The following is a 25,810-nucleotide window of genomic DNA, read 5'->3' as shown; positions in this document are numbered from 1 at the left end:
CTGTTTTTTATAACAAGGGACTTATGCTGAATAGCCATGTCCTTATTGAGAAACGTTCCCTTGTGGTGAACCCTTCCGGAATTGCATGACCGGCCTTTGGAGCGGCGCAAGCCTTTGCAGCCGTTGAAAAGCAGGTGTCTCGCTACGATTCCCTGACTTTCAGGGAAAAAAGTTTTCTGCCGTTCCTGTTGATGTCCGGATGCCGCAAGGCTTGCGGCGCTCCCTGTGGCATGGAGTCCATTCCGTGCTAATCCGTAACGGATTAGCAATCCGTTAGTTTATCCGTCCAGGCGCCGGAGCGGCACTGGGTTCATTGACTGTGACGGAATGATGTTTGGCGTATTCTTTTTCTTCGTGATTCTAGCTTCTCTGCTTGTTTTATGGCGCTGGCGTGCGGATGACTGCATGCTGCCGTGGAAGAAGGTGGTGGCTGCCTGCGGAATTTGCAGTGTCATTCTTTTCCCCCTGGGTCTCGTGTTCCGTGCGGATGGCCTGTGTTTCGGAACCTGGGAGGGCGCCGCATCCTCTATTGTCCAGTATGGAATTTTTTTAATGGCTTTATGCCTGTCCGTACAGGCGTTGAATGGCGTGGTATGGTATGGCGCGCGCCATGAAACGGAGTGGAGCCCCTGGGGGAAATGGGGCGTCATGGCCGTTATTTCCATCGCTGTGCTGGCGTGGTGGTGGCATGCGGGTTCACGGTGTTCCTTTGATTTCCAATATCGCCAGTATCCCCAGATCGTCAGCGGACAGTATAATTTGATGCATACGCTGGCCCACACCCTGCTGTGCAAGGGTGTTTTAAGCGTCTGGCCGGAATTTCAGGCCATCGTTCTGGTTCAACTGGGGCTGCTGTTGTCCGTTTGCTTCATGATCGTTTCCTGGGCGGCGCGTGAACGGATGCGGGCGCTGATCGTGCTGGGAGCCGTCTTGCTGTGCCTGTTCCAGTTTGAGATGGTGACGACGGTGATCAAGGACGTTCCCTATTCCATTTTCCTGATGGCGCTTACGGTGGGATTATGCTCCTGGTTATTGGAAAAACGCACCTCCGCCCTGTGGCTGATCGGTCTTGGGCTGGCCGGAACCGGGAGCCTGCGCTATGACGGAGCCGTTCCGTTTTTTCTTACTGTCGCGGCCCTGTCCGTCCATATGTTCCATCACCGTGCGGAATTCCGCCGCCTGGGGATTCCCGTGATAGGGGGAATTTGCTGCTGGCTGTTCGCTTTTCTCGTCCTTCCCTTTCTGATGGATGCGGAAAGCGGCGCGTCCGGCACCAAGTATGCCAAGATGGCTCATGTGGTCTGTGATATTGTTGCAGAGGGCGGGAAGGTGAGTGACGGAGACATGGAGCTGATTGAACGGGAAATCATGCCTAGGGACGTCATCATGAGGCAGTACCGCCTTTATGAAGATTCCCTGCATCCCGCAGTGTCAGCCGGGTACGGGCAGAAGTATCTCCACACGGGCCTGTTTGAGTCCTGGGAGACGGGAATGAAGTATGGGTTTGCGTGGACCTTGTCCGGCAAAGGGGAACTTGTCAGGAATCTGTTTTTCTCCGTTTCTGCGGACAATCCCCTGCTGGCGGGGAAGATTCTTCTTCTGAACAGCCAGATGGTTTGGAACCTGCCTGCGGGCAATGTCAGGGATATGCCGCAGCTTTCCCTGTTTTACGGCTGCGTGCTCAGCTTCCTCGTTTACGGAATGATGAAGAAAAAGGCGTATCTGATCCCTTTTGTGCCATTTTACGGAGTGGTTCTGGCCATTGGCGCGGCGGCGACTACGTATGAAGTCCGCTATATGCTGCCTCTGGAATTGCTGTTCCCCGTCCTGCTGCTTTATTCCATCTCCTGCGCCAAAAGAGCGGATGTCCCGAAGGAGGGAGAGAAAAAGGAAGGCCGCCTTTCCTCCGGAATTTGAGCGTGCCGCACTGGTCCGGGAGGGGGACCGGGCAGGTGGGGAAGCGTGCCATTTTAACCGGAAAAATGTTTCGGGGTCATTTTCCACTTGCCAAGAGCGGATTGGCGCCTATACTCCTTCCACCATGACCCGCAAAGGTGGTATCAATAAAACTCGCAAGGCAGTCGCCAAGCGTTTCAAGGTTACCGGCACGGGCAAGGTACTGCGCCGTAAACAGGGTAAGCGCCACATCCTCCAGAAGAAATCCAGCAAGCGCAAGCGTCAGCTTGGCAAGGTGGCTCTGGTGGACGAAACGCAAGTCTGGGCAGTCAAGCAGAACCTGCCTTTCGCCTAAACCGCGGAAACGCTCGACCAACGCCGAGCTTTCCCCCCGCTGAACGGGGGGCCTTCATGCAGCCTTCTTCCAATGAGAAGATAAGAACAGGCGAGACTGCAGGGAGGTGAGGAAGAACAGTCTGTTCAAGATAGAAATAGAAATAAGCTATGCCACGTGCCACTAATGGACCGGCCTCTCGCAAGCGCCGTAAGCGCATTCTCTTGCGTGCCAAGGGTTTCCGCGGTTTCCGCAGCAAACTCTTCCGCTATGCCAAGGATGCTGTTTACAAGGCTTGGCAGTATGAATACCGCGACCGCAAGAGACGCAAGGGACAATTCCGCCGTCTCTGGATCGCCCGTATTTCCGCTGCCGTCCGCGACCGCGGTCTGACCTATTCCCGCTTTATGGAAGGCCTGAAAGCCGCCAACGTTGATCTGGACCGCAAGGTTCTTGCCGACCTGGCCGTCTCCGACGAAAAGGCTTTTGACGCCATCTTCGCCCAAGCGAAGAAAGCCATTGAAGCCAAGGATGGTGCCGCTCTCCGCGCCTAAGACGCAGCAGAGTCCATCTGTTCAGTAAACATTAACAAACAGCCCCGGAGGTTAGCCTTCCGGGGCTGTTTTGCGTCTTCATGTCCGGGTGCGGAAAAAAAACGTGAAATCCCGCCAGCGGAGGATTCGTTTATTCGGATTCGGCCGTTGCCTCCTTTTCCTTTTCCGCGCTGGCCAGCTCCTCCACCTTCCGCACCAGTCCATCCATGCTGCCGGAAGCGATTTTGTTCCCGTTGGCGTCCACCAGCACCAGGGAGGGGATGGGACCGGGATAATTCTTGCGGATCAGGGGGCTTTCCTTGGAAAGGTTGTCCAGGTAGCCGAACAGGAAGACCGGCCACGGCATCTTATTGGAAACGGCCCATTTCTGGGCGCCTTCCAGCGCATGGTCCATGCTGCACAGGACTACTTCCAGATCCTTGCGGGGAGCGATTTTATCCCGGTACACCTCCAGGTTGCGCGGAAGGGAGGCCCTGCACGGGCCGCACCAGCTCGCGGAATAATACAGGATAAAATACCTGGCGTTCCATTTGCCGTCCATTTTGACGAACTTGCCGTCCTTTTCCCGGTAGGTCAGCCCTTTCAGCTGTTTGCCCAGGACTCCTTTCGGGATGACCATTTTAGCCAGCTCCGCATCCGTCTTGCCGACCAGCTCCTTGTGGAAGTCAATCCAGTCCAGGTCCTCCCTGGAAAGTTTTTTGAGGGGAAAGGGGATTTTCTTTTTCGTGAAGACGTTCTGCATGATCGCGTTGACGCTGTTCAAGCCGGCCAGCCTGGCCTGGAAGGTGGCGCCCGTTTCCTTGTTCGTCCAGGTCCGGGTCATGGAGGGGATGTCCGCTTCTTCCTGAGGCGCGGCGTGAAGAAAGGGCGTACAGGCTATCAATGCGGCTGCCGGAATGCCCGTCATGAGAAACTTGGAGACAATCATCTTTCGTTGTTATGGTGTTTTCTGCCGCATGTCCAGAATTTAAATGTTCCCTCTGTCATTAGGACATCCTTGAAGCTTGTCCGCCGGGAGGCGTCATGATAGCCTGACCCACAAAGCACTACCATGGATAGCATTCTTTCCGTTCTTACCACCATTGCCATTATCTTCGGTGTGGTGATGTTGTTTAACTTCATGATTTTCATTCATGAACTGGGTCACTTTTTCGCCGCCCGCTGGCGCGGCCTGTACGTGGACAGGTTCCAAATCTGGTTTGGACGCCCCATCTGGAAAAAGACCGTCAACGGCGTGCAATGGGGGGTGGGCTGGATTCCGGCCGGCGGCTTCGTTTCCCTGCCGCAGATGGCTCCGATGGAGGCTATTGAAGGGAGAGCGGAGCTTCCCAAGGATTTGAAGCCCGTTACCCCCTTGGACAAGATCATCGTGGCCGCCGCCGGCCCCATCGCCTCTTTCCTGCTGGCCGTGTTTTTTGCCGTGGCCGTCTGGATGGTGGGCAAGCCTGATGTGGAGATGGGGGTGACTACGGTCGGCTTTGTTGCTCCGGACAGCCCTGCGGCCCAGTCCGGCATTCTGCCCGGCGACAGGATTGTGAAGGTGGACGGCCGCCCGGTGGACAAGTGGGCGGGCAATATGGAAGGCGTCCGGGAACTGATTATGCTGGGTGAGCATGACCAGGTAGTTTTTACGGTGCAGAGGCCTGGGCATGAAGGAGAGATGGAAATTTCCTGCGGGTTCCGGATTCCGGAAACGTCCTGGTGGCAGCGCTCCGGCATGCGCCAGGTAGGGCTGATGCAGGCGATGCCCTGCGTCATCGGGGAAGTGCTTCCCAATTCTCCTGCCGACCAGGCCGGATTGAAGCCGGGCGACGTGGTGACGGCTGCCAACGGGGAACGCATCTGGAGCCCTGCGGCGCTGGATGGGCTGTTGAAGAAGAATGAACCGCTTCTGCTGGACGTGACGGGCAAGGATGGCGCCGCGAGGCAGGTGAACATCCAGGGCAGGCTGCCGGAGAACTGGCACAACGGCGCGAACGGCTCCCTGCTCAAGGGCGCCCAGCCCATTCTGGGCGTAACCTGGGACCTCAGCTCCGTGGGCCGTGACGTAACCGTGCATCCTACTCCGTGGGCGCAGATCAAGCAGAGTTTGAAATGGATGGGAGATACCCTGGCGAAGGTGGCGGCCCCCGGCAGCAGCGTGGGCGTGGAGCACCTCTCCGGCCCTGTGGGAATTGCCAACCAGTTTTACAAGATGTTCTCCCTGGAGGAAGGCTGGAAGCTGGCCCTGTGGTTCTCCGTGGTGCTGAACGTGAACCTGGCTATCCTGAACATCCTGCCTCTTCCTGTGGTGGACGGCGGCCACGTGGTGATGAACACCATTGAGCTGGTTTTCCGCCGCCCCCTGAACGTGAAAGTGCTGGAATTCGTGCAGTTCGGCTTCGTCTTCCTGCTGATGGGCTTCTTCCTGTTCGTGACATTCAAGGACGTGGGGGATTTCTTTGGCAAGAAGCCGGACAAGCTGCCCACCCCGGTATTCAAGGCCGTGACGGATTAAACGCGGGCGGCGACCCTTGATACGGCTTGATTCCATGAAGCAGTCACTGGCGGCGCGTTTCCTGTTCCGGGCGGTGGTGCTGGCGCTTCTCGTGTACGCCATGCTGCTCACCTGGTGGACCCCCTTCACCGGGGACAGCTTCATGCATTCCGTATTCGGGGCTGGCCACCGTCTTGCCTTCCAGCCCGTGCTGGAACGGTGCTGGTGGTCGTACATGAACTGGAATCCCCGCCTGGGGGAATTCCTGGCTGTCTTTACGGCCACGGCGGGGAAGTGGCTTTTCCTGGCCGTCAATCCCTTTGTGATTCTTTCCCTGGCCCTGATGATGTTTTACCTGGCGCGGGGAAGGAGGGTGAATTCCGGGCACTGGCGGGATGTTCTGCTGTTTTCCGTGGGCGCCCTTCTTCTGCTCACGTCTTCATCCAGGCCGGGCATCACGATGTTCTGGCTGTCCGGAGGGACAAACTATGCGTGGTCAGCCGCCGTCTGGCTGGGCTTCCTGTGCCTGTACCGCGGCTTATGGGCCGGGACCTCCCGGATTAAGGACAGGCCCTTTTCCTGGCTCTGGATAGGCGTGGCGGCTTTTGCCGCCGGGATGACCAACGAGAACCAGATTCCCGCTTCCCTGGGCATGCTGTTCCTGTACTGGCTGTATGCGCGCTGGAAGAGCCTGGTTCTTCCCCGCTGGTTCTTCGTCGGCTGGGGTTTTCATGCCCTGGGTGGCGCCTGTCTTCTGCTGGCTCCGGGAAACGGCGTGCGTCTTCATTCGGAGACGGCGGGTGGCGCCGCCGTCCTTCATTCCTGGGCGGAGCGTTTCGGCGCCATTCCGGAACTGATGAATGCTTTTTACGAGTTCATGCCGCTTCCTAAAATCCTGCTGGCAGCCGTCGCCGTGGCCCTGATCCTGCTGACGTGGAGAAGAGGTTGGAAGACTTGGAAGGGGGCTTCTCTCCGCCGCATGTGCGTTTCCCTTCTGTTCATTCTGGTGGCCCATGCCATGGCAATCAGCTTTTTTGTGCGCGTGATTCCCGCGTGGCATGCCATGTTTTCCGCCACGGTGCTGATGATGACGGGCATCCTGGGGCTGTACGGGGTATGGATGGACGCCGCGCAGAGGCGTTGGATTCCTTCCTGCGTGCTGCTTGCGGCGGCCGGGCTGGCCCTGTGGGTATGCTCCGGGTATCTGGATGCCTTCCCGCGCATCCACCGCCAGTGCGAGGAACGGAAAATGTTCATCCGCCATGAACTGGAAAAGGGAGAGAGAAACATTGCGGTCCCTCCTTATGAGCCCGTGCCTCTGGCTCCCTATGTTTCCGTGATGTGGCGCATGAGCAGCGGAGACCCGGATGAATTCATCAACCGTTCCATTGCCCGTTATCTGGGAATTGAAAGCATCAGGGTGGCTGTGCCTGAACATTGACCGTCTTTTTTGGCGAATAGCTGTTTTCCCGGCGCGGCCGTATTCCGGTGGAAACGGCGGCGCGGTAAAAGTCCGGCTGTTTTTATAAACCGCCCTCCGGCCATCTTTTCTTTACTCGAATGCCGGTGGAACAGGAATGCTCTTGCGGGTCAATAATCCGATGATTGCATAAATTCTTTAATTAATATTAAATCTATTTATATTAAATACATTATATATATTTATGTCTTGATATGAATCACTCAATACATGGAAAACAAAAAAGATATATTATTTAATTTTTAGTGTTTTCCATTGACATCGGATTATTGATCCGGTTTACTTTGTGTCACCATGAAGAAGTCCTTGTTTTCTCTGGCTCTGATTTCAAGTTCCCTGCTGGCAGTGCAGGCGGCGACTGTGCAAATTGACTTCGGGCGCGATGACGCCGCGACAGACGGAGCCCTCAATATGAATTACGACCATTCCTCCGCAGCCCTGGGCACGATGCCGGGCGACGTCACTTTGGGATGGAGCACGGCCGGATACCCTGTGGGGGATGACGGCCATACCACGACCAAGACGCCGGGCGAAGAAAACGGGTGGAAGAACGCTTTTGGCGGCAGCATGCCTTTCTCCCTGGGAGACAGCTTCCGGGACGGCCTTTTAACGCAGACGGCGACCGGTTCCGGTTCTTTTACCGTCACTTTCAGCGGTCTTGCCGCCGGGGAATATACCTTGTCCCTTTTCGGCGGTTTCACGGGTAAGGACGTCTTTGCCGGACAGACGTGGACGATCGGAGGCGCCGATGCTTCCAACGCGACCTGGACAAACTTTGGCACAAACGCCAGCGGTGATTGGAACGAGCTTTCCACGACGACGGGCGACAGTTCCGGCGTTCTGGCTCCCGGGAATGCCGCAGACGGCTCCAATCCTTCCGCCAACAAGGGCCTTTATTCCACGGTGGAGCACATCGTGGTGGGAGAAGACGGGACGCTTACTCTCACGATTCAGGGGGACGGTTCCAGCAATTTTGGCCGTACGGCCCTCAATTACCTTTCCCTGACCCAGGTTCCGGAACCTGCTACGGCTACTTTGAGCCTGCTGGGCCTGGCCGCTCTGTGCCTGCGCCGCCGCCGCGCCTGACCAGGAAGGTTCCAACCGTTCTTATTCAAAGCTGTTCCGCGTCCGCGCGGGACGGCTTTTTTATTTAACGGCCTTTCCCTTTCCGCGCCTTCGGGGCGGCATGTTTTCCAGCCGCGGCAACGGTTTTTTCCATAGGGGCATTATCCGTCGTTAAAACAGGAACGCAGGGAGGAACGGCAAGGAAAATGCGGGGAAAGACAACTGCCGGTCCTTCAGGAAAAAAATTCCTTTAAATGCGGATGGTTTCCTTCAAATGGGTGGAAACAATGATGCACGCGATTCGTTCCGGCGGTATTCCGGTGATTCTGGACACGATGCGGGCGTAGGCGTTCAACTGGTTGGAGTGGCGTTTCCGCAATTGCTCCGGAGAGTCCGCATGGTCCGTCTTGAAGTCCACGATGCAGGCGCTTCCGTCATGAAGGAGCAGCCTGTCAATCACGCCGGAGATCCAACTGTTCCCGTCAATGGCTTCAATGCGCTGTTCCTTCATGATGCGTGCCGTTCCGGGAGGGGTGAAGAGTTCGCGGATGGAGGGAATCTCCATGCAGGCGGCCACCGTGCGTTCCGCCTCCGTGGCGGGATGAAGAGCCCATTCCGGCTTGTCCGATTCATCCCAGCGGGTAATCCGTTCAAAGACGGCGTGAACGGCTGAACCGAATGCGGCGGATTCCGCATCGTCGGCATATCTTCCTTCGTGGGCCGCGTCTTCTGCCGCCGGCAGGCCGGAGGGGGAAAGCCGCTCCCTGACCATCGGCCGTTGGAGGGGCCATTCCGGCGTGTCTTCCTCCGCCCGTTCCCGTACGGATTCCGTGAATTCTCCGTACCACCCGCCATGGCCGCAGGAATACAGGCATTCCGCCCCGGATTCCGGAAGCGTGTCTTCCGTTCCTTTTTCACAGGACCGGGCTGCGGAACGGACGACCTTCCACATGGAATCCGCGGTCATTTCACCTTTTTCTTCCCGGTAGGGAAGAATGACGTACGTGGCCCGCTTGGCGCGGGTGAGCGCCACGTACAGCTTGCAGAAGCCGTCAAACTGCTGCTGGGCGCGCCACTCCCGGTAAAGCTCCTGGAGTTGCGGAACGTTCGTGTAAACGTGCCTGGAAGGGACCAGCACGATTCCTTCTATGCTGCCCTCCCGGTTCTTTTTGACAAAGTGGGTCAGGTGCCTTCCGTCTGCAAAGGGGGCGTCCCTGCCGATCTGGGGCAGGATGACGATGTCGAATCCCAGGCCCTTGGATTTGTGGATGGTCATGATCCGGACGATGCCCCCGGCAGGATCCTCCCGGCGGGTCACGTCTTCCATGTGCCTGATCCATTCATCCAGGGAAACGCCCTTCTCGTCCACCTGTTCCGCCTCATTTTTCCAGACGGCCAGGCGGTCCCGGTGGAATTCGGTCAGTTCCGTTCCCGTCCGGGCCAGCCTCCGCTCCAGTTCCTCCATGACGGCGGCGTAGCCGTCCCGTTCCAGCAGGAGGCGCCAGGCCTTCCAGTCCATGCCTTCAGGCCGTTCCGGAGTGACGAGGGGCCGGAGGGGGGAATGGGTGAGCAGGCCTGCGGCAAAGGGGTCTCCCGGCATGAGCAGCCAGCGGAAGAAGTACAGCAGGTTTTTTCCCAGGGGGGAATCCACGCCCACCGGAACGTCGTCGCATACCTCCGCGGGAACGCCGTGGTCCGTCAGCCAGGTCTTGATGGCTAGCGCCTGGTTTTTCGTGCTGACCAGAATGGCGGTTTCCAGGCCGCGGCGCAGGGCTCCGGTACGTTTCAGGATGTCGGCTGCCGCCTGGCACACCAGGTCGTTGGCGGTGGAGGATTCCGCCTTGGGCGTCTGCCAGATTTGGGAGACGCCGGACCGGCCTTCCAGATGGGGGGCGCACCGGTGCTCCGGATATTCCCCCCATTGTTCCAGGGCGGCGGGTTCGCAGTCCGGAGCCGTCCGGGCGTAGTCGCAGATGTCGTTCACCAGGTCCAGCACGGGCTGGACGGAACGGTAGGAGGTGGACATGCCGCGTTCTTCCAGTTGAAGCTGGGTGGAAACGGAGCGGAAAAGCTCCGGATCCCCGCCGCGCCACTGGTACACGCTCTGCTTGATGTCCCCCACCACGAAGATGCTGCCTTCGCTCCCGGCCTTGGATTCCGTCAGGTCGTCCAGAAAAGGCTTGATGACGCGCCACTGGGACTGGGACGTGTCCTGGAATTCATCCAGCATCCAATGGTCATAGCGGCAGTACATGCGGTATTGCAGGTCCCTCTTGAGCTCCGGCGTGACGGCTCCCCCTCCCAGCATGCGCGTGACGTCGTGAAACAGGAACCTTCCCTTGTTGCGGACCAGGGAGGAGTATTTGCCTTCAAAAAGGAGCATCAGTCCGTGCGTGGCGCGGGTGCGGCGCAGCGCCTGCAGGACCTCCATGCGCAGCCAGCTCTGGATGAGTTCTTCCAGCGGAGGGGACCAGAAGTCCTTGAATTTTTCCCGCGCTTCTTCCACGGTGATGTTCCAGGAAGAACCTCCGTCCGTGCGGAAGCGCACGCGGCCCAGCCTGGCGTATTGGGAGAAACCGTTCAGGAAGCGCAGGAACAGTTCTTTGCTTTTGGAGCCGTTTTTCCCTTCCGGAGCGGGCGCCTGCTGTGCCTGGAAAGCCACGGCATGCAGGACGGCGTCAAATTGTTCCAGGGGAACGGGGGGGGCCAGTTCTTCCGGCGTGAAGCCCAGCGCGACGGGGTTTCCCCATGTTCCGGCGTCCGGTTCGTCCAGAAAAAGTTCGTGGTAGGTGTTGAGACGCCGCATCATGGAATCCTCCGCATCCGCGGCTTCCGCATCGGAGTCCGCTCCGGAGAGGAAGGCGTCTTCAAAATTCCGCCTCCGCTCCCTGTTCACGGAGCATTCCCGGTACAGGGAAAGCAGGGCTTCGCGGCGCGCCAGCTTCTCCGCCGTGGTGTCAATCATGCTGAAGCCGCTGACGCCCAGCTCAAAGGTGCTGGTGGAGGCAATCTGGGCAAAAAGGCTGTCAATGGTGCAGAGGTTGAGGCGCGCCAGGTTCTGCACCAGGATGTGCAGCAGATGCCGGAAACGCTCCCGGTGCAGGTTTTCCGCCTTCCATGCCTCCGTTGCTCCGGGCCAGATGCCGGGTTCCCCCGGCGTTCCCTTGATGACCGTCCAGAGCTGTTCTTTCAGGCGTTGCGCCCCCTCCTCGTCCGTAGCCCCCGCAGCCAGGTCCGTCAGGATGCGGTCCTTGAATTCCCCTGCCGCCTTCCGGGTGAAGGTGATGGCGATGAGCCGTTCGGGGTGGCTGCCGTGGTTCAGAGCCAGCAGCCCCAGGAAGCGCAGGGAAAGCTGGTAGGTTTTTCCCGTTCCGGCGGATGCGGAGATCAGCATGTTGGTCAGGGAGAACATCTCAGAAAGGCAGGTGGGGGGTGAGGTTGAGGCCCAGCAGGTCCTGCAGGCTTTCACGCCGGGAGGCCATCAGGTCCTTGAACACGTCGTAGGAGGGAGGGTTCCAGCCCAGTTCCTCCGCGGTGATGAGTCCGCGGCCTTCATGAAGGAGCTTCATCAGCTCCACCGTCCAGGCGCGCGCGCTGTCCAGCGCGCATTCCTCATAGCCGGGCATGGGGTCGTGAAGCGTGTCCCAGGCGGAGATGCCGATGTCCAGCGGATTGGCGGGAAGGGCGTAATACGCCGCCGAAGGGTGGCCGCCATAGGCTTCCGCGGCCCACAGCACGTAAACGGGCAGTTGCAGGTCTTTCCAGCGCGCGTGCGCCAGCCTTCCGTTTTTCTGGCGTTTGGTGTAGGGCCGCAGGGCCGGGGAAAGCAGGGACAGGGCGTCCGGGCGCCCGATCGTTTCCAGATGCTTTCTTTCACAGGATGCGGCTGCTCCCGTTTTGTAGTCAATGACCCGTATGCGGCCGTCCGCGTGGCGGTCGATGCGGTCAATGCGGAATTTCATGGGGAAGCCGCCCAGGGACCAGTCTTCCACCTGGTGCTCAAAGGCGATGCAGGACCAGCCTTCCTGAAGGTCCTGCAAATGCTGGACGGCGTAAACGGAAAGCCTCTGCTCCATGGAGCGTTTTTGCAGCAGCAGGGGCATGAGGGGCGTGGGGCCGTATTGTTTCCGGAAGGTTTGTTCCAGTATTTCCGTGATGGCGTCCTGAAGGGCGGCGGCTTCCATGCCGTCTTTCAGGACGGCATGTTCCCGGCAGAAGCATTCCAGAACATCGTGCAGCATGGTGCCCAGTTCGTTGACGGCCATGTCCTCCTTGTCCGGCAGGAACTCCTCCTCATTCATGTGCAGGGCTTCCCGCATCCAGAAGCGCATGGGGCACGCCAGGAACCTTTTGAGGACGGAGGGGGAAAAGGCCAGCCCTTTTTCCTTCCACGGGTTTTTGTAGCCGGGCGCCATCGCGCCGATGTCCGTGGCGGCCTTCCAGCCTTCTGCGGGCTGAAGGTACCAGCTTCCGCGCTGGTAGGGGAGGGGTGCGGGCGGATCGCTGATTTCCCGGAAAAGCTGTTCCACGCGGTGCGGCAGTTCCGCGTCCGGGCAGCGCATGAGCAGGGAGGAAGGCGTCAGCGGATCGTTTTTGCTGCTGGTCCGGGAGAGAATGATGGTGAGGCTGCCCTCCCGTTCCCGTGAATGGAGCAGGGCGGTCAGCAGGAAGCTGTCCCGGGCTTTTTTCCGGTTGAAGGAATCGATGCCTAGGGCTTCCCTCAGTTCCTCCGGCATGAACTGGTCGGAAACGCCGCCTTCCGGTACGGTCCCCTCGTTCAATCCCGTCAGAATAAGGTGTTTCTCCGGGCGGAAGTGGACTTCCATCCAGCCCAGGGAATCCAGTACCGCGTGGGCCTTCCTTCTGTTTTTGACGCGCAGCGGCTGAAGGCATTTCATCAGGAGCTGGAGGGCCGTCTCCGGTCTGGAGAAGGCGGTGGAGCGTTGCTGAAGGCGTATGAGGCCGGAAAGGCAGGAATGGAGCATTTCCATGGCTTCCGTTTCCGGACCGTAGGCGTTCGCCAGAGCCGGGAACCATTCCATCAGCCTTTCCCCCAGCGTGCCGGGTTCCGCCATCCGGTTCCGCCAGGCCAGAATGGCCTGGATGGAAGGGAGGGCGGCCGGATAAAATTCCTTCAGCCTGGAAATCAGGTAATCTTCCGATTCCGGAAGGAACTTCTGCTGGATTTTATCCAGCGCGGCGCAGCAGTACTGCTGGTTGCCTATTCCCAGGGAGGCGCAGAGCAGGGAGGAACGCGCCAGGCAGAAGACGGGCCGCGCCGCGCCCTTTTCTTCCAGCGCCTGCCGCAGGTGGCGGAGCAGGTCCATGACGCCGGTTCCGGCAAAGGGTTTCCCTTCCGGATTGTGGAGGCCCCAGCCGTATTCCCGCAGGGCGGCATCCAGGGCTACGTTCATGTCCGGATCACAAACGCCCAGGGCGACGTCCGGCGTTGTTCCCTCCGCTGTGCGGGCGACCATGCGGCACGTTTCCCCGGCCAGCCGGGCAGGGTTGGCCGTGATCCTGATCTGGGCGTCGCTGATATGGATGGGGCACTGGGTCCAGACTTCCGGAAGGGGGCATCCCCAGGAGTCAAAGGAACCGGCTTCCTCTTCCGGCGCGTGTATCCATATCTGGACGGGCACGCCGCTGCGTTCCGCATGCTGGAGGGCCTGGCGCAGGGGGCGCGGAACGTCCGCTACGCAGGCCAGGATGACGTGCCCTCCTGTTTCCCGCAGGGAATGGAGCAGATGCGGCGGTGCTTCCGCCTCCATGGCGGTTCTGTCCGCAAGCTGCCAGCCTTTCAACTGTTGCGTGCAGTACTCCGACAACCTGTCCATGTCCGTCCAGCGTTCGTCACGGCCCGCGCAGGAATCCTGGGCCATGCCGCAGGAAATGCCCTGGTTCGCCATGGCGTGTTTAAGGCTTTGCAGGCTGCCCGCCATTTCCAGCATGCTGGAAAAATCCTCCGGCATGTGCCGGGGGAACAGGCGCGGATAAAGACGGTGGGGAGAGGTTCCCAGCGCCTGGAGCCAGCCGGCCAGCTCTTCCAGGACGGAAGCCGTTTCCTCCTTTTCCTCCAGCCGGGGGAACTGGTCCGCCGGAATAACCTGGGGGGCGAAGATGGCCTGTGCGCTGGAAATGGAGGCAAGGTATTCCCTCAATTGCCTGCCGGATTCCCGTGTGGGGACCAGCACCAGATTCCGGTGGAAGTCGTTTCCCAGGGAAAGCAGCCGCTCCGCTACAGCCCGGCAGGCCGGTTTGTCCCAGGATAGAAAGAGTCGGTTCATGGCAGGGAAGCAGGACTCCCCGGAAAGGGGAAAAGGCGGAGACTACGGGCGTATTATACCTTGCCGGGGCGTATTTTCCCATCTATTTTTTCAGGGCTGCCGGGAGGGGGATGGGAGATCACGGAGTGTCAGGGGCTTTAGTGGCGTTTTAGCTTTGAGGGAGGGATGCCTTTTTTTGTATCCGCGGATTTTTGCCTGGGAAGGAAGGCTTCCGGTTTTTGGACGGGAGCTTTTCCGCCCCTTCGTGGAGGGGAATTTTCTCTTGCTGTGTTCCGCCCGGCGTCCGTAGGGACCGGGAGGACCTTCTTCCCAGAAGGGAGTTCACCAAGTGGCTTTTTCGGGAATGCCCCGCCTCCCTAAACAAGTGTGTTCATTCCTGCGTGGCTGTAGAAGGCCGTTTTCTGAAGTTCCCGATTATTTACGGCTCCTGAACGGCGGTCTTTTTTCCGGTTCTGGTGACCAGAAGCACGCCCGTGAAAACCAGCAGGACGGAAAGGGTTTTCATCCAGCCGAAGTGGTCCATCCCCCACAGCACCGCTACGGAAGAGGCAATCACCGGCTGGCAGTAGTTGTACATGCTGACCGCGGTGGGTTTCAGCCGCTGCTGTGCGAAGGACAGGCAGATGTAGCTTACAAAGGTAGCGAATGCCACCACGTAGGCAATGCCCAGCCACGTTTGCATGGGAAGTGCGGAATAACGGATGGAAACCACGTCCCGGAAGGTGAAGGGCAGGCAGGCGATGGCGGCGTAGGTGAACATCCATTTCATCAGGGTGACGGGCGAGTATCTGCCGATCAGGTTTTTAAAGAAGACGAAGTAAACGGCTACGCTGCACTGGGAGGCCAGGCAAAGGATGTCCCCCAGCAGGTTGTTGTCTCCCGGCAGGGCCGCCGCACGCCCTCCGCTGCCGGAAACCAGCAGAATGGCTCCGATGGCGCTGGCGCAGACCCCGATGATTTTTTTTCCCGTGATCATTTCCCGGAGGACGAAGGCCGCCAGAATCATGGTCAGTACCGGCGTAATGGTGGTGATGATGGCCGCATCCGCCGGAGAGGTGAATCCCACGCCCACCGTGAAGGCCATCTGGTTGAAAATGATGCCGAACAGGGAGGCGTAAAACAGGGTCAGCCGGTCCTTCCTTGCAATGGTTTCCCCGGGCACGAAGGCGGAGGCCAGCCAGAACAGGATGGCCGCTCCCAGCAGGCGGAAGGTAGCCAGGGAAGCGGAGCTGACTTCCCCCGGCTGCATGACCAGTTTGCTGACCGGAGACATGAGGCCCCAGATAATGGCCGCCGCTCCCATCGCGATATGTCCCTTCAGGGTTCCGGATTCCATGGTACGGCCCGCTGCGCAGCGGGCAACGCATTCTCCGCTTCCGCGGACGGATTGCAAGAGTTTTTAGCGCGGAACCGCAGCCCCGGAGAGAACGGCCAGGCGGGGAGAGGGGCATGCTCATCCGGGGAATTGGGAAGGTATGGCTCTCCGGTTTTTTCCCCCTGACGCCGGGCAGGTCCGGTTTCCGTCTTCATTTGATTTTAACGGGAAAATGATTGACCCGCCGTTCGTCCAAAATTGCATCGGCTCCTATGGGGCGGGAGTGGCGGTATTGCCCGCTTTCCGCCTCAACTCCATGCGGCAGGATTTGAGGCGGAACAGGAATAAGAAGACCCTGGCTGAAGTCCTGTTCCTTTACGGGGACGCTGATGCAGGCGTTTTTATCGGGGTCCCTGCGGGTGGCCGGGCTTCTATTCGGCAGGCATGGAGATGCCGATTTTGTGTTCCTTGCTGTTGCCGCGGAGTTCCGGCGCGTACATGGCCTCAATGACGGCCGGCAGGGCGCTGAAGCGTCCCGGGCGTTCCGCGCGCAGGCGGTGGCTGATCTGGTATTGTCCCATGGGCAGGGAGGAAAGGAAGACGCGTATTTCTTCATCCCCTATTTCCTTGTAGCCGGATACGGTCCCCATCCAGGCGTAGCCGCTGGTGGTTTCCTGTGATTCGCATCCCGCGGGCTTGGGGTCCAGGAGCATGAGGTATTCCACGTCGTTCTTCGTTTTCACGGTCATCACCACTTCAATGATGTCGCCGCTGGCGATGACGTCTCCGTCTTTCAACAGCGTGCGGCGGGTCAGGTCCTTGCCCTGGGAGACGAGCTCTCCGGCATCCGTCTGGGTGTCCTTCACGGAGTCGTCCTTCACCGTTTCCTTCCGGATGCAGTAGTAGGAGCGTTCCACGGTGACGGCATTCCCCGCGGCGGGAATGGGGTCTTCCAGGGAGAAGTAGCTGAGGGTGGAATTGGCATAAATGTTTCCGCTGCCCTTCTTCCTGCGGATGGTGATGACGTGGCTGCCGTCCGCCAGGTCTTTCCCGCTCATGCGGAAGGCGTTGTCAAAGGTGAACAGGGTCTCCTTCGTACTGGCGACCGTTTTGACCGGAACGCCGTCGTAAAGGATTTCCGCTTCCATGTCCTCCATGCCTTCCCTGGTCTGGAGAAGGTAGGCGGACAGGGCTTCCAGACAATCCGCCGTATCCTTGGTGGAGTCCCAGTAGGAACCGTTGGCGCGGTTGTTGAGCAGCCATTTGGCCAGGCGCGCCGTGACGGGATTGCCGGGGTCGCTCTTGGCCATCAGTTTCAGGTAGGCGGCCTGCGTGGCTACGCCGCTGCCGTACCACCGCCACCAGTAGCCTTCATTGGGAAGGCGCAGCCATGCGGTTTGCAGGGAGTCGTCCTGCTGGAGGAACTGGGAAATGATGGGCATTACCTTCTTGAAGTCGTCCATGCGGTGGGCGTCCAGCAGGATTTCCGCCAGTTGAACCTGGCTGATGACGGGAAGTTCCAGCCTGTCGCGGAACAGGTAGCGTTCCATGGGCAGGTTTTTGACGCCGCATTCCGCCAGAACGGAATAAACGAGGGTGTCCGTGGCGGAGACCGTCAGGCGGTAATCCCCCAGCTTGCGGATGGCTTCCTTCTTCTTCGGGCCGTCCGGCAGTTTTTCCAGTTTCCGGTATTCGTCTCCTTTCTCAAGAAGAGCGGCCTGGCTTTCCTGATAGTTTTTCAGCCAGCGGACGGCTCCGGAAAGCATCCCATCCGGGACATTGACCGTGTTTGAAGCAATCTTCAAGCCGTGCGCCACATGGGCCGTCATGACGGGGTCTCCCTCGCTGGCTCCTCCGAACCATCCCCAGGAACCGTTGGAGAGCTGCTTCTCCCGGAGGGAGGAGATTCCCTTGGCGGCCATCTTCTTCAGCGCGGCTTCATCATAAACGGGGTTGCGTTCCAGCTTCTTCATGATGCTGTCATGGAAGGCCTTGTTCTTGATGGCCTGGGGATTCAGATTACGGTGGCTTTCCAGCGCCGCGCCAGGATTCAGACCGAGCTGCTTGAGCGCGTCCGTCACGACGAGAGCGGGCAGGAAGCGGTTGAGCGTCTGTTCCACGCAGCCATAGGGGTATTCCGCCAGGTAGGGCAGGGCTTCCACCATGCTGAGGGCGATGCTGGGGGAAACCTTGACGACCAGCTCGCTTTCCTCCCTGCGCCGCTGCTGCGGCAGGGAAATGGAGAGTTTCTGCTCCTGTTCTCCGGGAAGCACCACGGCGCTCCCCGCATGGAGCTGCTTCATGCCGTGCACCAGCACGGGGAAGTTCATCTGCATGGCGTCTCCGGTGGAGCCGGACGCCGCCTCCATGGCGACGGCGGCGGTTCCCTCCCTGATGGCGGCGGTCCACCAGTTGACGACTGCCTGCCCCTGGGCGGGAACGTCCACTTCCCGCACGGCGGAATTGTCCGTATCTGCGGCGAGCCCCTTTACGGCCGGAGCGTCAGCCGGGAGAAGTTCCAGGCAACCGTCTTTCAGGGAAATGGAAACGCGGGCGCGGACGGCCTTGTCCGTCCGGTTGCGGACCAGGGCGCTGAGCATCACTACGTCTTTTTCCACAAAGAAGCGCGGGGCCTGCATGCTGACCATGAAGTCCTTCGTGGTCAGGAATTCCGCGGAAGCCTGCCCTACCTGCAATCCGGGGGTGATGGCCCAGGCGGCGGCTTTCCAGGTGGTCAGGTTGTCCGGCATCTCCACAGGAACGGTAACGTTCCCTTCCTCATCCGTCCTGAGCGTGCCGCACCACTTGATGCAGTCCGCAAAATTGGTGCGCAGTTGAATGTGCGGGGAACTGTTCTCCTGCACGTCTGCGTCTCCCTGTCCGGCTGCAAAGGAATCACTTTCTGCGCTTTCTTCATCCGAAGCCATCTGCTGCATGGCCGGAACCGGTGCGGCGGCGGGGACTGCCGCTCCTTCAGCCAATACGCGGCTTGCGGCTTTTCCGCTGATAGCATAATTACCGGATCTGACTCCTGCGGTAGCAAAGCCGTTGACGGCTCCTTTTTCCCTCCGCAACAGATAGCCGTAGTCACTGTAGAGCAGGGATTGGAAGTAGGGCTGGTCCGGGCCGCGGTCCTGCTGCGTTCCGGCGGCCGTCATTTTTTTCAGGCTGAGAAAGCCGGTTTCGTTCAGGCTCCCCCAGACGGTCTTGGCGATGTCCGTAATATTGGGGCGTGCGATATATTCCAGAGCCTTGTCATAGACGGCCAGGGTAACGATGCCGTTCCTGACGGGTTTGCCGTCCGGCCCTTTGACCTGAACCGTTACTCGCCCTTCTTCACCGGGCTGGTATTGGGATTTGCCCGGTGTTACGGAAGGAGCCAGAATCTGGCTGGCTGGCGGAATCAGCAGTTCGGCGGAAGCCGTGTGAAGTTCCCCGTTTCTGACGGTGAAGGCGTTCACGCCCATGTTGGGCATGTCTTCCCGGGTCAGGGGGCATTCCACCAGGGCGGTTTGCCGGTCCAGAGGGACCAGGCTGCGGGACTCGTCTTTCCAGGAATTGCGCAGGAAGGTCCAGACGCGGGCGTCCGGATAATCAGAGGCGAGGAGCAGTTTGGCCGTATCTCCCGGTGCGTATTCCTTCTTGTCCGGAGTGATGGAAAGGGGATTGATTTTAAAAGGATTCTGTTTGCCCTTGCCGTAGGAAAGGAACTGGAAAGACTCTTCCACCCTGTTGCCGTGTTCGTCCTTCAGGGTAGAGGAAAGGGCATACAGGCCGGATTCCCTGGTCTGGAAGGACAGGGTGGCTTCCCCTTCCTTTCCGGTGGTGATATTCCAGGTTTCCAGAGCCTCCCGGCTGCCGTCCGCGCGGATATGCTGCAAAACGGAGGTTCCCTTGGCGTGAGCAATCTTGGCGCCGTCCGCCGTGGCCGCGGTGATGGAGGCCTGCACCGGCGTTCCGGTGGGGGCGTAGCCGCGGTTCAGGGCGGTGAAGATGTTGAACGGGCGGAAGGTGGCGATGACCTGCCCGGAAGCGGAAACTTCCCGCAGGGAGGCATCCGTCACGCTGGCGGAGACGCGGTAGGTGATATTCTGGGATGCGAAATCCCGGGCGTCCTGCGCCGTGGAAAGCTCCACGGACGCTTTTCCGTCCTTATCCAGCGGCACCGTCTTTTCCAGGACGGTCAGGGGTGCATCCGGAGAAAAGGGAATGTAGTACGGGCTGAAAGACCTGTCGTACAGCCAGCTCCATTTCCAGTAGGGCGTCCAGACATCCGCTCCCAGTGTCCGGGTGATCGTAATGGTGGCCTTCCCCTCGCTTACGGGACCGCCCGCGTAATAGTCCGCCTGAATGGAGACGGGAATGGGCCGGCCCAGGCGGATGGGTCTGGAGGGGGCGTCCATCCTGACGGAGAATTCCGGCTTCTTGTACTCTTCCATACGGAAGAGAGGGGCATACAGCCGGAAATCCGGGTCCGCGGAATCATGCAGCTTCAGCTTGGCTCCATACTGGCCCAGCGGAGCTTCCGCAGGAATGAGCAGTTCCAGTTCAAAACAGCCGGTAGAATCCGTCGTGACGGTTTTTGGCGGAAAAACGCTCTCATCCCCGGTTGGGGAAGTAATGGTCAGCGTCAGCTTTTTTCCGGCGCAGTCCTTCGTTCCGGGATTTGCGATGTCCGGACGGAAGAGGACGCCCTTGAACCGCGCCGTCTGTCCGGGGCGGTATACGGGCTGGCTTTCCAGGAAGAAGCAGGAATAGGGGTCGGAGGCCTTGTTTGCCGTATCCATGAGATAATTGCCGGATTCCCAGCCGTAATCCGATACTCCCGCCAGCACATAGCTGTCCCCTTTGGAAGCGATGCCCAGGAACATGTTGTAAGAAGGAGTGCGGGAACCGCGGGGAGGGATTGTTTCTATCATGGCTCCGTCCTTGTCCGTGGTTCCCTTCACCTGGTGTTTTTGGAGCGTTTTATCCTCCTGGTAGCGAAGGAGGCGCAGGCTGCCCCCTTCCACGGGCATTCCCGTTCCGGCATCCGCCAGGAACCATAGGTTGCCTTCCGGCACGGAACGGCGCACCAATACCATGTCTGACAGAGTGAGGAAGCGGTGGAACCGGTAGCCGTTATCCAGCGTGACGGTAAGCAGGTACCAGCCGGGCTTGCGGGTGGGCACGGGAATCTGGGCGATGCGGTTCAGGTGCCGTTCCCCGGGAGCCAGAGCTACCTTTTCCCCTTTGATTTCTTCACCCAGATAGCGGGCGTAGGACGGCTCATGCAGCAGATTGAAAAGGAGGGTCCCCAGGCTGGAATACTTTTTCCTGTACGCGTTGCCCAGCGTGCTGGAGGTCTGCACCTTGTCCATGCGTTCCTCCTGCCACCGCTTCATATCCACGGAGCGGGCCGTCACGCTGGCCTGGGCGGCGTTGCGGTAGGAGAAGGCGACCGTCACCGGTTCCCCCGCCAGCAGCGTTCTTTTATCCGCATCAAACATTCCGTTGGGTTCCGTGATGGAGGCAATGCGCTTCTTCAGGTTGTCCGCAACGTGCAGGAAATCCTCCTTGTCCGTTTGATTCCAGGATTGTGCGTTCCAGGTCTGAAGGATTTTGCCTAAAAGCTCCGCGGCAGCGGGCCTCTGGTTGCGGGCCAGGAACTCATTGGCTGCCAGATTGCCGGCGTTAACGTAATAATCCGGCTCCGGAGTTACTCGGACCGCAGCGGCGATCCGGATGAAATCGTAATCCGGAGGAAGGGTGGTGAGCAGGAATTTTCCGTTGCCCGTCCGGTCGGTTTTAACGACGGTCTGGTTCGTTTTCAATTCCTCCGGGTTGATGCCCGCCACCATGCCCGCGTTGCCGGGGCCGTACACGAACTCCTGGTCCGGAGCCGTATTGGAATAGGAGAACAGCCGGTGGCACCAGGAGGCGGTGAAATAGTTGACCTGGTTGGCTAGTTCCGGGTTCGCCTGAATGGCGGCGTCCAGCAGCCAGCGCATGCGTTCCCCGTCGTTTTTAGCCGTCTCCCAGGAGGAAGAGGCATGGTAAAAGACGACTTCCGGCTTCCCCGTTTTGGCATTGACCGTGACGGGCACGGTGGCGACGTTCCGGAACGGGGGGGCTTCCTCCCTGGCGACGTACCCCGGCAGTTCCTTCAGGCTGGTGAGGTTCCCCAGGGCGGCGTAAGCCTGGAAGGGGGAAAGGGAACTGTAGCGGCTGCCTTTCACCAGCAACGCCTGAGCCGTCATGAAGCGCAGTTGTCCCAGAAGCTTCATGTTCTTTTCCTTCTCCGCCAGTTGCATGGCCTTGGAAAGGCACCGCAGGGCTTCCACCCGGTCCCTCGCTTCCCCGGAATATTCCCCGTCCCATGGCTCGGCGCTGCGGATGTAGGCGCCGTCCACCAGTTTGAACGTATGGCTGGCGTTCTGGTACAGATGGGCAGCGTCCATCAGGAAATAGGGATTGCCGCCGTGGCGTTTCATCTGCTCTTGCAGGATGGTATCCAGATTCGTGGAATCGTCCAGGGCATTGAGACGGGTCAAAGCCTGGTAATAAAGAAGAAGGTCCGCTCCGCTGTACTGGTCGTCGTATTCGTCAAGCTGTTTTAAAGCCTGTTTGGCCGCATTCTTGAACAACCTCTTTTCCAAAAGCTTTTCAATAGCCTCAACGGACTGCTTCCTCTGCTGGGAGATGGAAGTTGCCTTGTCCGCATCCTTGGCGCCTTTTTGGGATGAAGAAGTGGAATCTTCCGGAAGTCCTCCCTTGTCATCGGCATGGGCGGACGGGCCGTCCTGACGCTGTGGTGGAGTGGAAGCGGCTGCCGGGCACGGCATTCCGGAAGCCAGCAAGCCTCCCGCCAGAAAAAGCAGGGAAAAGATTCTGTTCATTCAACCAGACTACTTCCATGTAAAATATTTGGCAAGTTACAAGTAGGTTACAACATGCGGGAGATTGTCTTAATGCCGTTCAATGGCCAGAAGCGTTGGAAGGATTGACTTTCAACGAGCAAACCGGACTTCTTTTACGTTCCGGCCTGTATTCCGGTGCGGATCGTCTGCCGCGGCGTCCTTTTTGAGCTTTCAGGGCGGCTTCCTCAGGTTCCCCTCCGGAGGATATGCAACCGCCGTCTTCTCTTCTTCCCAGGGAAAGGGACTGCCTGGGTATATTTATATTCCACTGCCGTCCCCTCGTCCCGAATCAGCTCTGCCGGATGAGGGAGCCGAACCGCATGCATGTTCATGTCTCTGCGGGAGGGAAAGACGGCCTGCATGGCTGGCCGTCCCGGAATGCAGGATGAAGGAAGAAACGGGGATGCCGTCAATCGGGCAGCGGGCCTTCGCATGCCAGGCGGTAAATGGCCTGGACGTCCCGGGCGTCCAGTTTTTCCAGCCCCCCGATGGGGCCGCGCACGCTGATGGCCTGTTCCGCCATCAGTGGAAAATCCCCGGACTTGATGTTCAACTCTTCCATGGTCGTCGGAAGCCCCAATTCCCGGTAAAAACGTTCCAGACGGGAAATGCCTTCCCGGATGAGGGCATCCGGCTCCCGGAAGGAACCCTCCACACCCATCACCTTCACGGCGAACTGCGCGAACATTCCTTGGTGTTTGGGGGAAACATACTTCATCCATGCCGGGGTGACGACGGCCAGGCCCGCGCCGTGGTCCACGTGATACAGGGCGCTCAGTTCGTGCTCCATGGCGTGGCAGCCCCAGTCCTGTTCACGGCCCACGCCCAGCAGGTTGTTATGGGCGAGGTTGCCGGAAAACGCAATCTCCGCCCAGGCGTCGTAATCGTGCAGGTTCCCATTCAGGATGCGGGCGTTTCTCATGATGGTGCGCAGGGTGGTTTCGCAAAGGCCGTCGGAAAGGTCCGTATGCAGGGTTCTGGTGAAATAGCGCTCAAAAATGTGGCTCATCATGTCGCTGACGCCGTTGGCCATCTGGTGGTGCGGGAGCGTGAAAAACAATTCCGGGTTGATGATGCTGAACACGGGGCGCAATTTGGGAGAACCGTACCTCAGCTTCCGCCTGGTTTCTTCATTGGTGATGACCGTGTTCGGGCTGCTCTCGCTGCCTGCGGCGGGAATGGTCAGCACGGTGGCGACGGGCAGCGGGTCCGCCTGCGGCTGTTGTTTGGAAAGATACAGGTCCCATACGTCCCCTTCATGGGGAACGCCCAGCGCAATCGCCTTGGCGGAATCAATCACGCTGCCGCCTCCCACAGCCAGCACGAGGCCCAGGCCGTGTTCCCGGCAGAGGCGGATGCCTTCATATACCAGGGGAAGCGTGGGGTTCGGCTGGACGCCGCCCAATTCCTCATACTCCACGCCGGCGGCTTTCAGGGAAGCCGTGACGGCGTCGTAAAGGCCGGAACGCCTGATGCTGCCGCCTCCGTAGTGGAGGAGGACTTTTTTGCCGAACGGCTTGAGAAGGGCGCCCGCTTCATGCTGGGTTCCTTTTCCGAAAATGAGCGTGGTCTTGTTATCGTAAACGAAATTGAGCATGGCGGGGATGCGGTGACGGTACCTTTAACACTACGGCTCTTCCGTCCCCGGCTCAAGGCTTTTGTGCGCTCCGTTCCGCTTCCGGAAGGGCGGATTTATTGTTCCGGAGGATGTTTTTCCATATACCGTTCCAATTCCTCCCTGTTTTTCCGGAGCTGATTCAATTGGCCGGAGCCTTCCTGAAGATAATTGACGTCTCCCGAAGTCCAGAACGAATAAACGTGGTCCAGCACGGATGACTGAATAGGGGGGCAGGAATCCTCATCTTCCATGAATTCTTCTTTCAGAGCTTGCAGAATCAGGTCTTTGCAGCCCAGGTCCGTACTGAACAGCATGCCAGAGAAGGCTCCGTGATGATTCTTGCCGCCCCGGAAGCGGGAAAGCAAATGGAGATAAGTCTTCAATTCCTGTTCCGCAGCAGGTTCCAGTTTCAAAAAGGAACGCCGGACTCTCATTTCTTCCCCGTTCCACCACAAATCATAGGGCGTCATGGCGGGCGGATGGTCCATCCGGCTGAAATCGTACAGAAAGCGGGAATGCCGTCCCAAATACGTGGTGGCTGTGTGGAGAAATCCCTGGTGGATATAGGCGCCCCCGCACTGGCCGTCCGAATAAATTTTCATCCAGGCCGTGGCGTGTTCCGGAGCATTGGGGAACAGATCCTTCCAGACCGGATTTGTGGAAAGAGGCAGCGTCATACACTCTTTCCGAAGGAATGCTTCAGCAGACTTGCCCTGGCGCAAAGAGGGCTTTTTCCCTTCCCAAAAGTTATTTGCCGAGTCAGGACAGGAAGAATAAAATTTTGCGTCCAACTCTCGCCAGTAAAAACCGCGCGGAGGAACTTTCTTCATTTCCCCGGCAATTCTGCGGGTGTCGGCGCATAACTCATGAATCATGAGCTGGGTCTCAGGCGTAAAATTATCCATGCTCGCCGCGTCAACAAGAAGATGGAAAATGTGGAACATCTGGCGTTTCAGGGGTAAACGGCCGCGGTAATAATGCAATTCCGTGGCAATCAGGCCGGGAGCCGCGGAGTAAAAGGAATATCCTTGGTCACAGCACCCGAACATCTCCGCAGGAATGTCCAGCACGGCGGTTTCCAGGCACTTCTTCCAGGTGGTTTTGAGTTCCTGCGCCAGAGCATGCGGCAGGATGGCAACGCCGCGGCGAACGTAATTCCTGCTGTACTCCTGCCAATGCAGACGGCGGATTTTTTGATCCTTCCATGCATTCAGCAGAGCGGCAGAGGGGTGTAGCCATGCAGGGAATGTTTCTTCCGGAAAATAATCCGGAAGATATTTTTCAAGAAGGGAGGCCCACCAGCTCTTCCACAGGGGAGCGCTGTTGATAAAATAATCTGTTTTGTTGCCTTCTGCCGCTACCGCCCAGTGGAGTTCGTTTCCTATGAGGGCGACTGCGCGTTCCGGCTCCCAGGAGGGACAATCCACAGCGGCCATTTCATAATTCCGGGCCGCTTCCGGCAAAAGCAGAGACAGGACCCGGGGAGTATACCGTTCCCATTCCCAGTAAAGGCGGAGAGGGTAATACTTTACCTCCTCCGGGCTCAATCCTGTTTGATCCGGGGTTGGGGCGGGCCGGTACATGGCGCGTATGGCCGGCCTTGCGTCCGGCAGGCTGTCATGACAATGGCCGTATCCGGTCAGGGAAACGCAGAGAACAGAGAGAAAACAAGCAGTTGGGAAAAAACTCACGAAAACGGTTCTAGGAAAAAAATGCTTCAAAATCAAGGTTCATGGAGTAATTGCCCTGCTTTTTGCTTGAGCGGGGAAACCTTCCCGTTTATTGTCCTGCACGGACAATGTCCGGTCCCCGTAGTTCAATGGATAGAACGGGTCTCTCCTAAAGACTAGATGTAGGTTCGATTCCTACCGGGGACGCCACTTATA

13 protein-coding genes and 1 tRNA gene are annotated in these 25,810 nt (G+C 58.9%); 7 read left to right on the top strand and 7 right to left on the bottom strand.

The features are described 5' to 3' along the window. Positions 1-354: 354 nt before the first annotated feature. From HJW02_RS01395 to rplT, 3 genes are all read left to right on the top strand, one after another. Complete coding sequence (locus HJW02_RS01395) at positions 355-1,917, top strand: hypothetical protein (protein WP_146018145.1); 1,563 nt, start codon at positions 355-357, stop codon at positions 1,915-1,917. Between the two features lie 124 nt (positions 1,918-2,041). Next, positions 2,042-2,251, top strand: coding sequence for a 50S ribosomal protein L35 (rpmI, locus tag HJW02_RS01390; protein ID WP_012420592.1), 210 nt, complete (start codon positions 2,042-2,044; stop codon positions 2,249-2,251). Between the two features lie 149 nt (positions 2,252-2,400). Then, positions 2,401-2,784, top strand: coding sequence for a 50S ribosomal protein L20 (gene rplT, locus HJW02_RS01385; protein WP_022396602.1), 384 nt, complete (start codon positions 2,401-2,403; stop codon positions 2,782-2,784). A 130-nt stretch (positions 2,785-2,914) separates the two neighbouring features. On the opposite strand, the gene HJW02_RS01380 is transcribed toward rplT, so the two are convergent. Next, positions 2,915-3,712, bottom strand: a complete 798-nt coding sequence (locus HJW02_RS01380; RefSeq protein WP_022396603.1) for a thioredoxin-like domain-containing protein — start codon at positions 3,710-3,712, stop codon at positions 2,915-2,917. A gap of 123 nt (positions 3,713-3,835) precedes the next feature. Here HJW02_RS01380 and rseP point away from each other — a divergent pair, with 123 nt between their 5' ends. The 3 genes from rseP (at position 3,836) to HJW02_RS01365 (ending at position 7,826) form a co-directional block, all read left to right on the top strand. Continuing rightward, positions 3,836-5,281 (top strand): RIP metalloprotease RseP, encoded by a 1,446-nt coding sequence (rseP, locus tag HJW02_RS01375; protein WP_022396604.1) that lies wholly within the window; start codon positions 3,836-3,838, stop codon positions 5,279-5,281. Positions 5,282-5,315: 34 nt separating this feature from the next. Further along, the gene (locus HJW02_RS01370; protein ID WP_146018144.1) at positions 5,316-6,701 is read left to right on the top strand and encodes a DUF6056 family protein; all 1,386 of its coding nucleotides are present in this window, start codon (positions 5,316-5,318) and stop codon (positions 6,699-6,701) included. Positions 6,702-7,034: 333 nt separating this feature from the next. Then, a complete protein-coding gene (locus HJW02_RS01365) occupies positions 7,035-7,826 on the top strand; it encodes a PEP-CTERM sorting domain-containing protein (RefSeq protein ID WP_022396606.1) in 792 nt (263 codons plus the stop codon). A gap of 229 nt (positions 7,827-8,055) precedes the next feature. Here HJW02_RS01365 and HJW02_RS01360 read toward each other — a convergent pair whose 3' ends face one another. The 6 genes from HJW02_RS01360 to HJW02_RS01335 all read right to left on the bottom strand — a co-directional run bounded on the left by HJW02_RS01360 (position 8,056) and on the right by HJW02_RS01335 (position 25,507). After that, positions 8,056-11,199 carry a UvrD-helicase domain-containing protein gene (locus tag HJW02_RS01360; protein ID WP_180973740.1) on the bottom strand — a complete coding sequence of 1,048 codons (3,144 nt, stop codon included), beginning with the start codon at positions 11,197-11,199 and terminating at the stop codon, positions 8,056-8,058. A 19-nt stretch (positions 11,200-11,218) separates the two neighbouring features. After that, entirely contained in the window at positions 11,219-14,092 is a 2,874-nt protein-coding gene (locus HJW02_RS01355) for a PD-(D/E)XK nuclease family protein (protein ID WP_102722503.1), read from the bottom strand. Positions 14,093-14,510: 418 nt separating this feature from the next. Beyond that, the gene (locus tag HJW02_RS01350; RefSeq protein WP_102728431.1) at positions 14,511-15,428 is read right to left on the bottom strand and encodes a DMT family transporter; all 918 of its coding nucleotides are present in this window, start codon (positions 15,426-15,428) and stop codon (positions 14,511-14,513) included. A 410-nt stretch (positions 15,429-15,838) separates the two neighbouring features. After that, positions 15,839-22,285, bottom strand: a complete 6,447-nt coding sequence (locus HJW02_RS01345) for an alpha-2-macroglobulin family protein (protein ID WP_102722504.1) — start codon at positions 22,283-22,285, stop codon at positions 15,839-15,841. 430 nt (positions 22,286-22,715) lie between these two features. Further along, a complete protein-coding gene (locus HJW02_RS01340) occupies positions 22,716-23,903 on the bottom strand; it encodes an iron-containing alcohol dehydrogenase (RefSeq protein WP_102722505.1) in 1,188 nt (395 codons plus the stop codon). A gap of 95 nt (positions 23,904-23,998) precedes the next feature. After that, positions 23,999-25,507 (bottom strand): hypothetical protein, encoded by a 1,509-nt coding sequence (locus HJW02_RS01335; protein WP_146018143.1) that lies wholly within the window; start codon positions 25,505-25,507, stop codon positions 23,999-24,001. Positions 25,508-25,729: 222 nt separating this feature from the next. On the opposite strand from HJW02_RS01335, the gene HJW02_RS01330 reads away from it, so the two are divergent. Then, positions 25,730-25,804: transfer RNA gene (locus HJW02_RS01330), tRNA-Arg, on the top strand. Positions 25,805-25,810: the final 6 nt, after the last annotated feature.

Origin of the sequence: Akkermansia sp. GGCC_0220 (assembly GCF_017566105.1) — a bacterium.
In the GTDB taxonomy this organism is placed as follows: Bacteria; Verrucomicrobiota; Verrucomicrobiia; order Verrucomicrobiales; family Akkermansiaceae; genus Akkermansia; species Akkermansia massiliensis.
The sequence above is the reverse complement of the archived record's forward strand: the minus strand, read 5'-3'. Positions and strand labels throughout refer to the sequence as shown.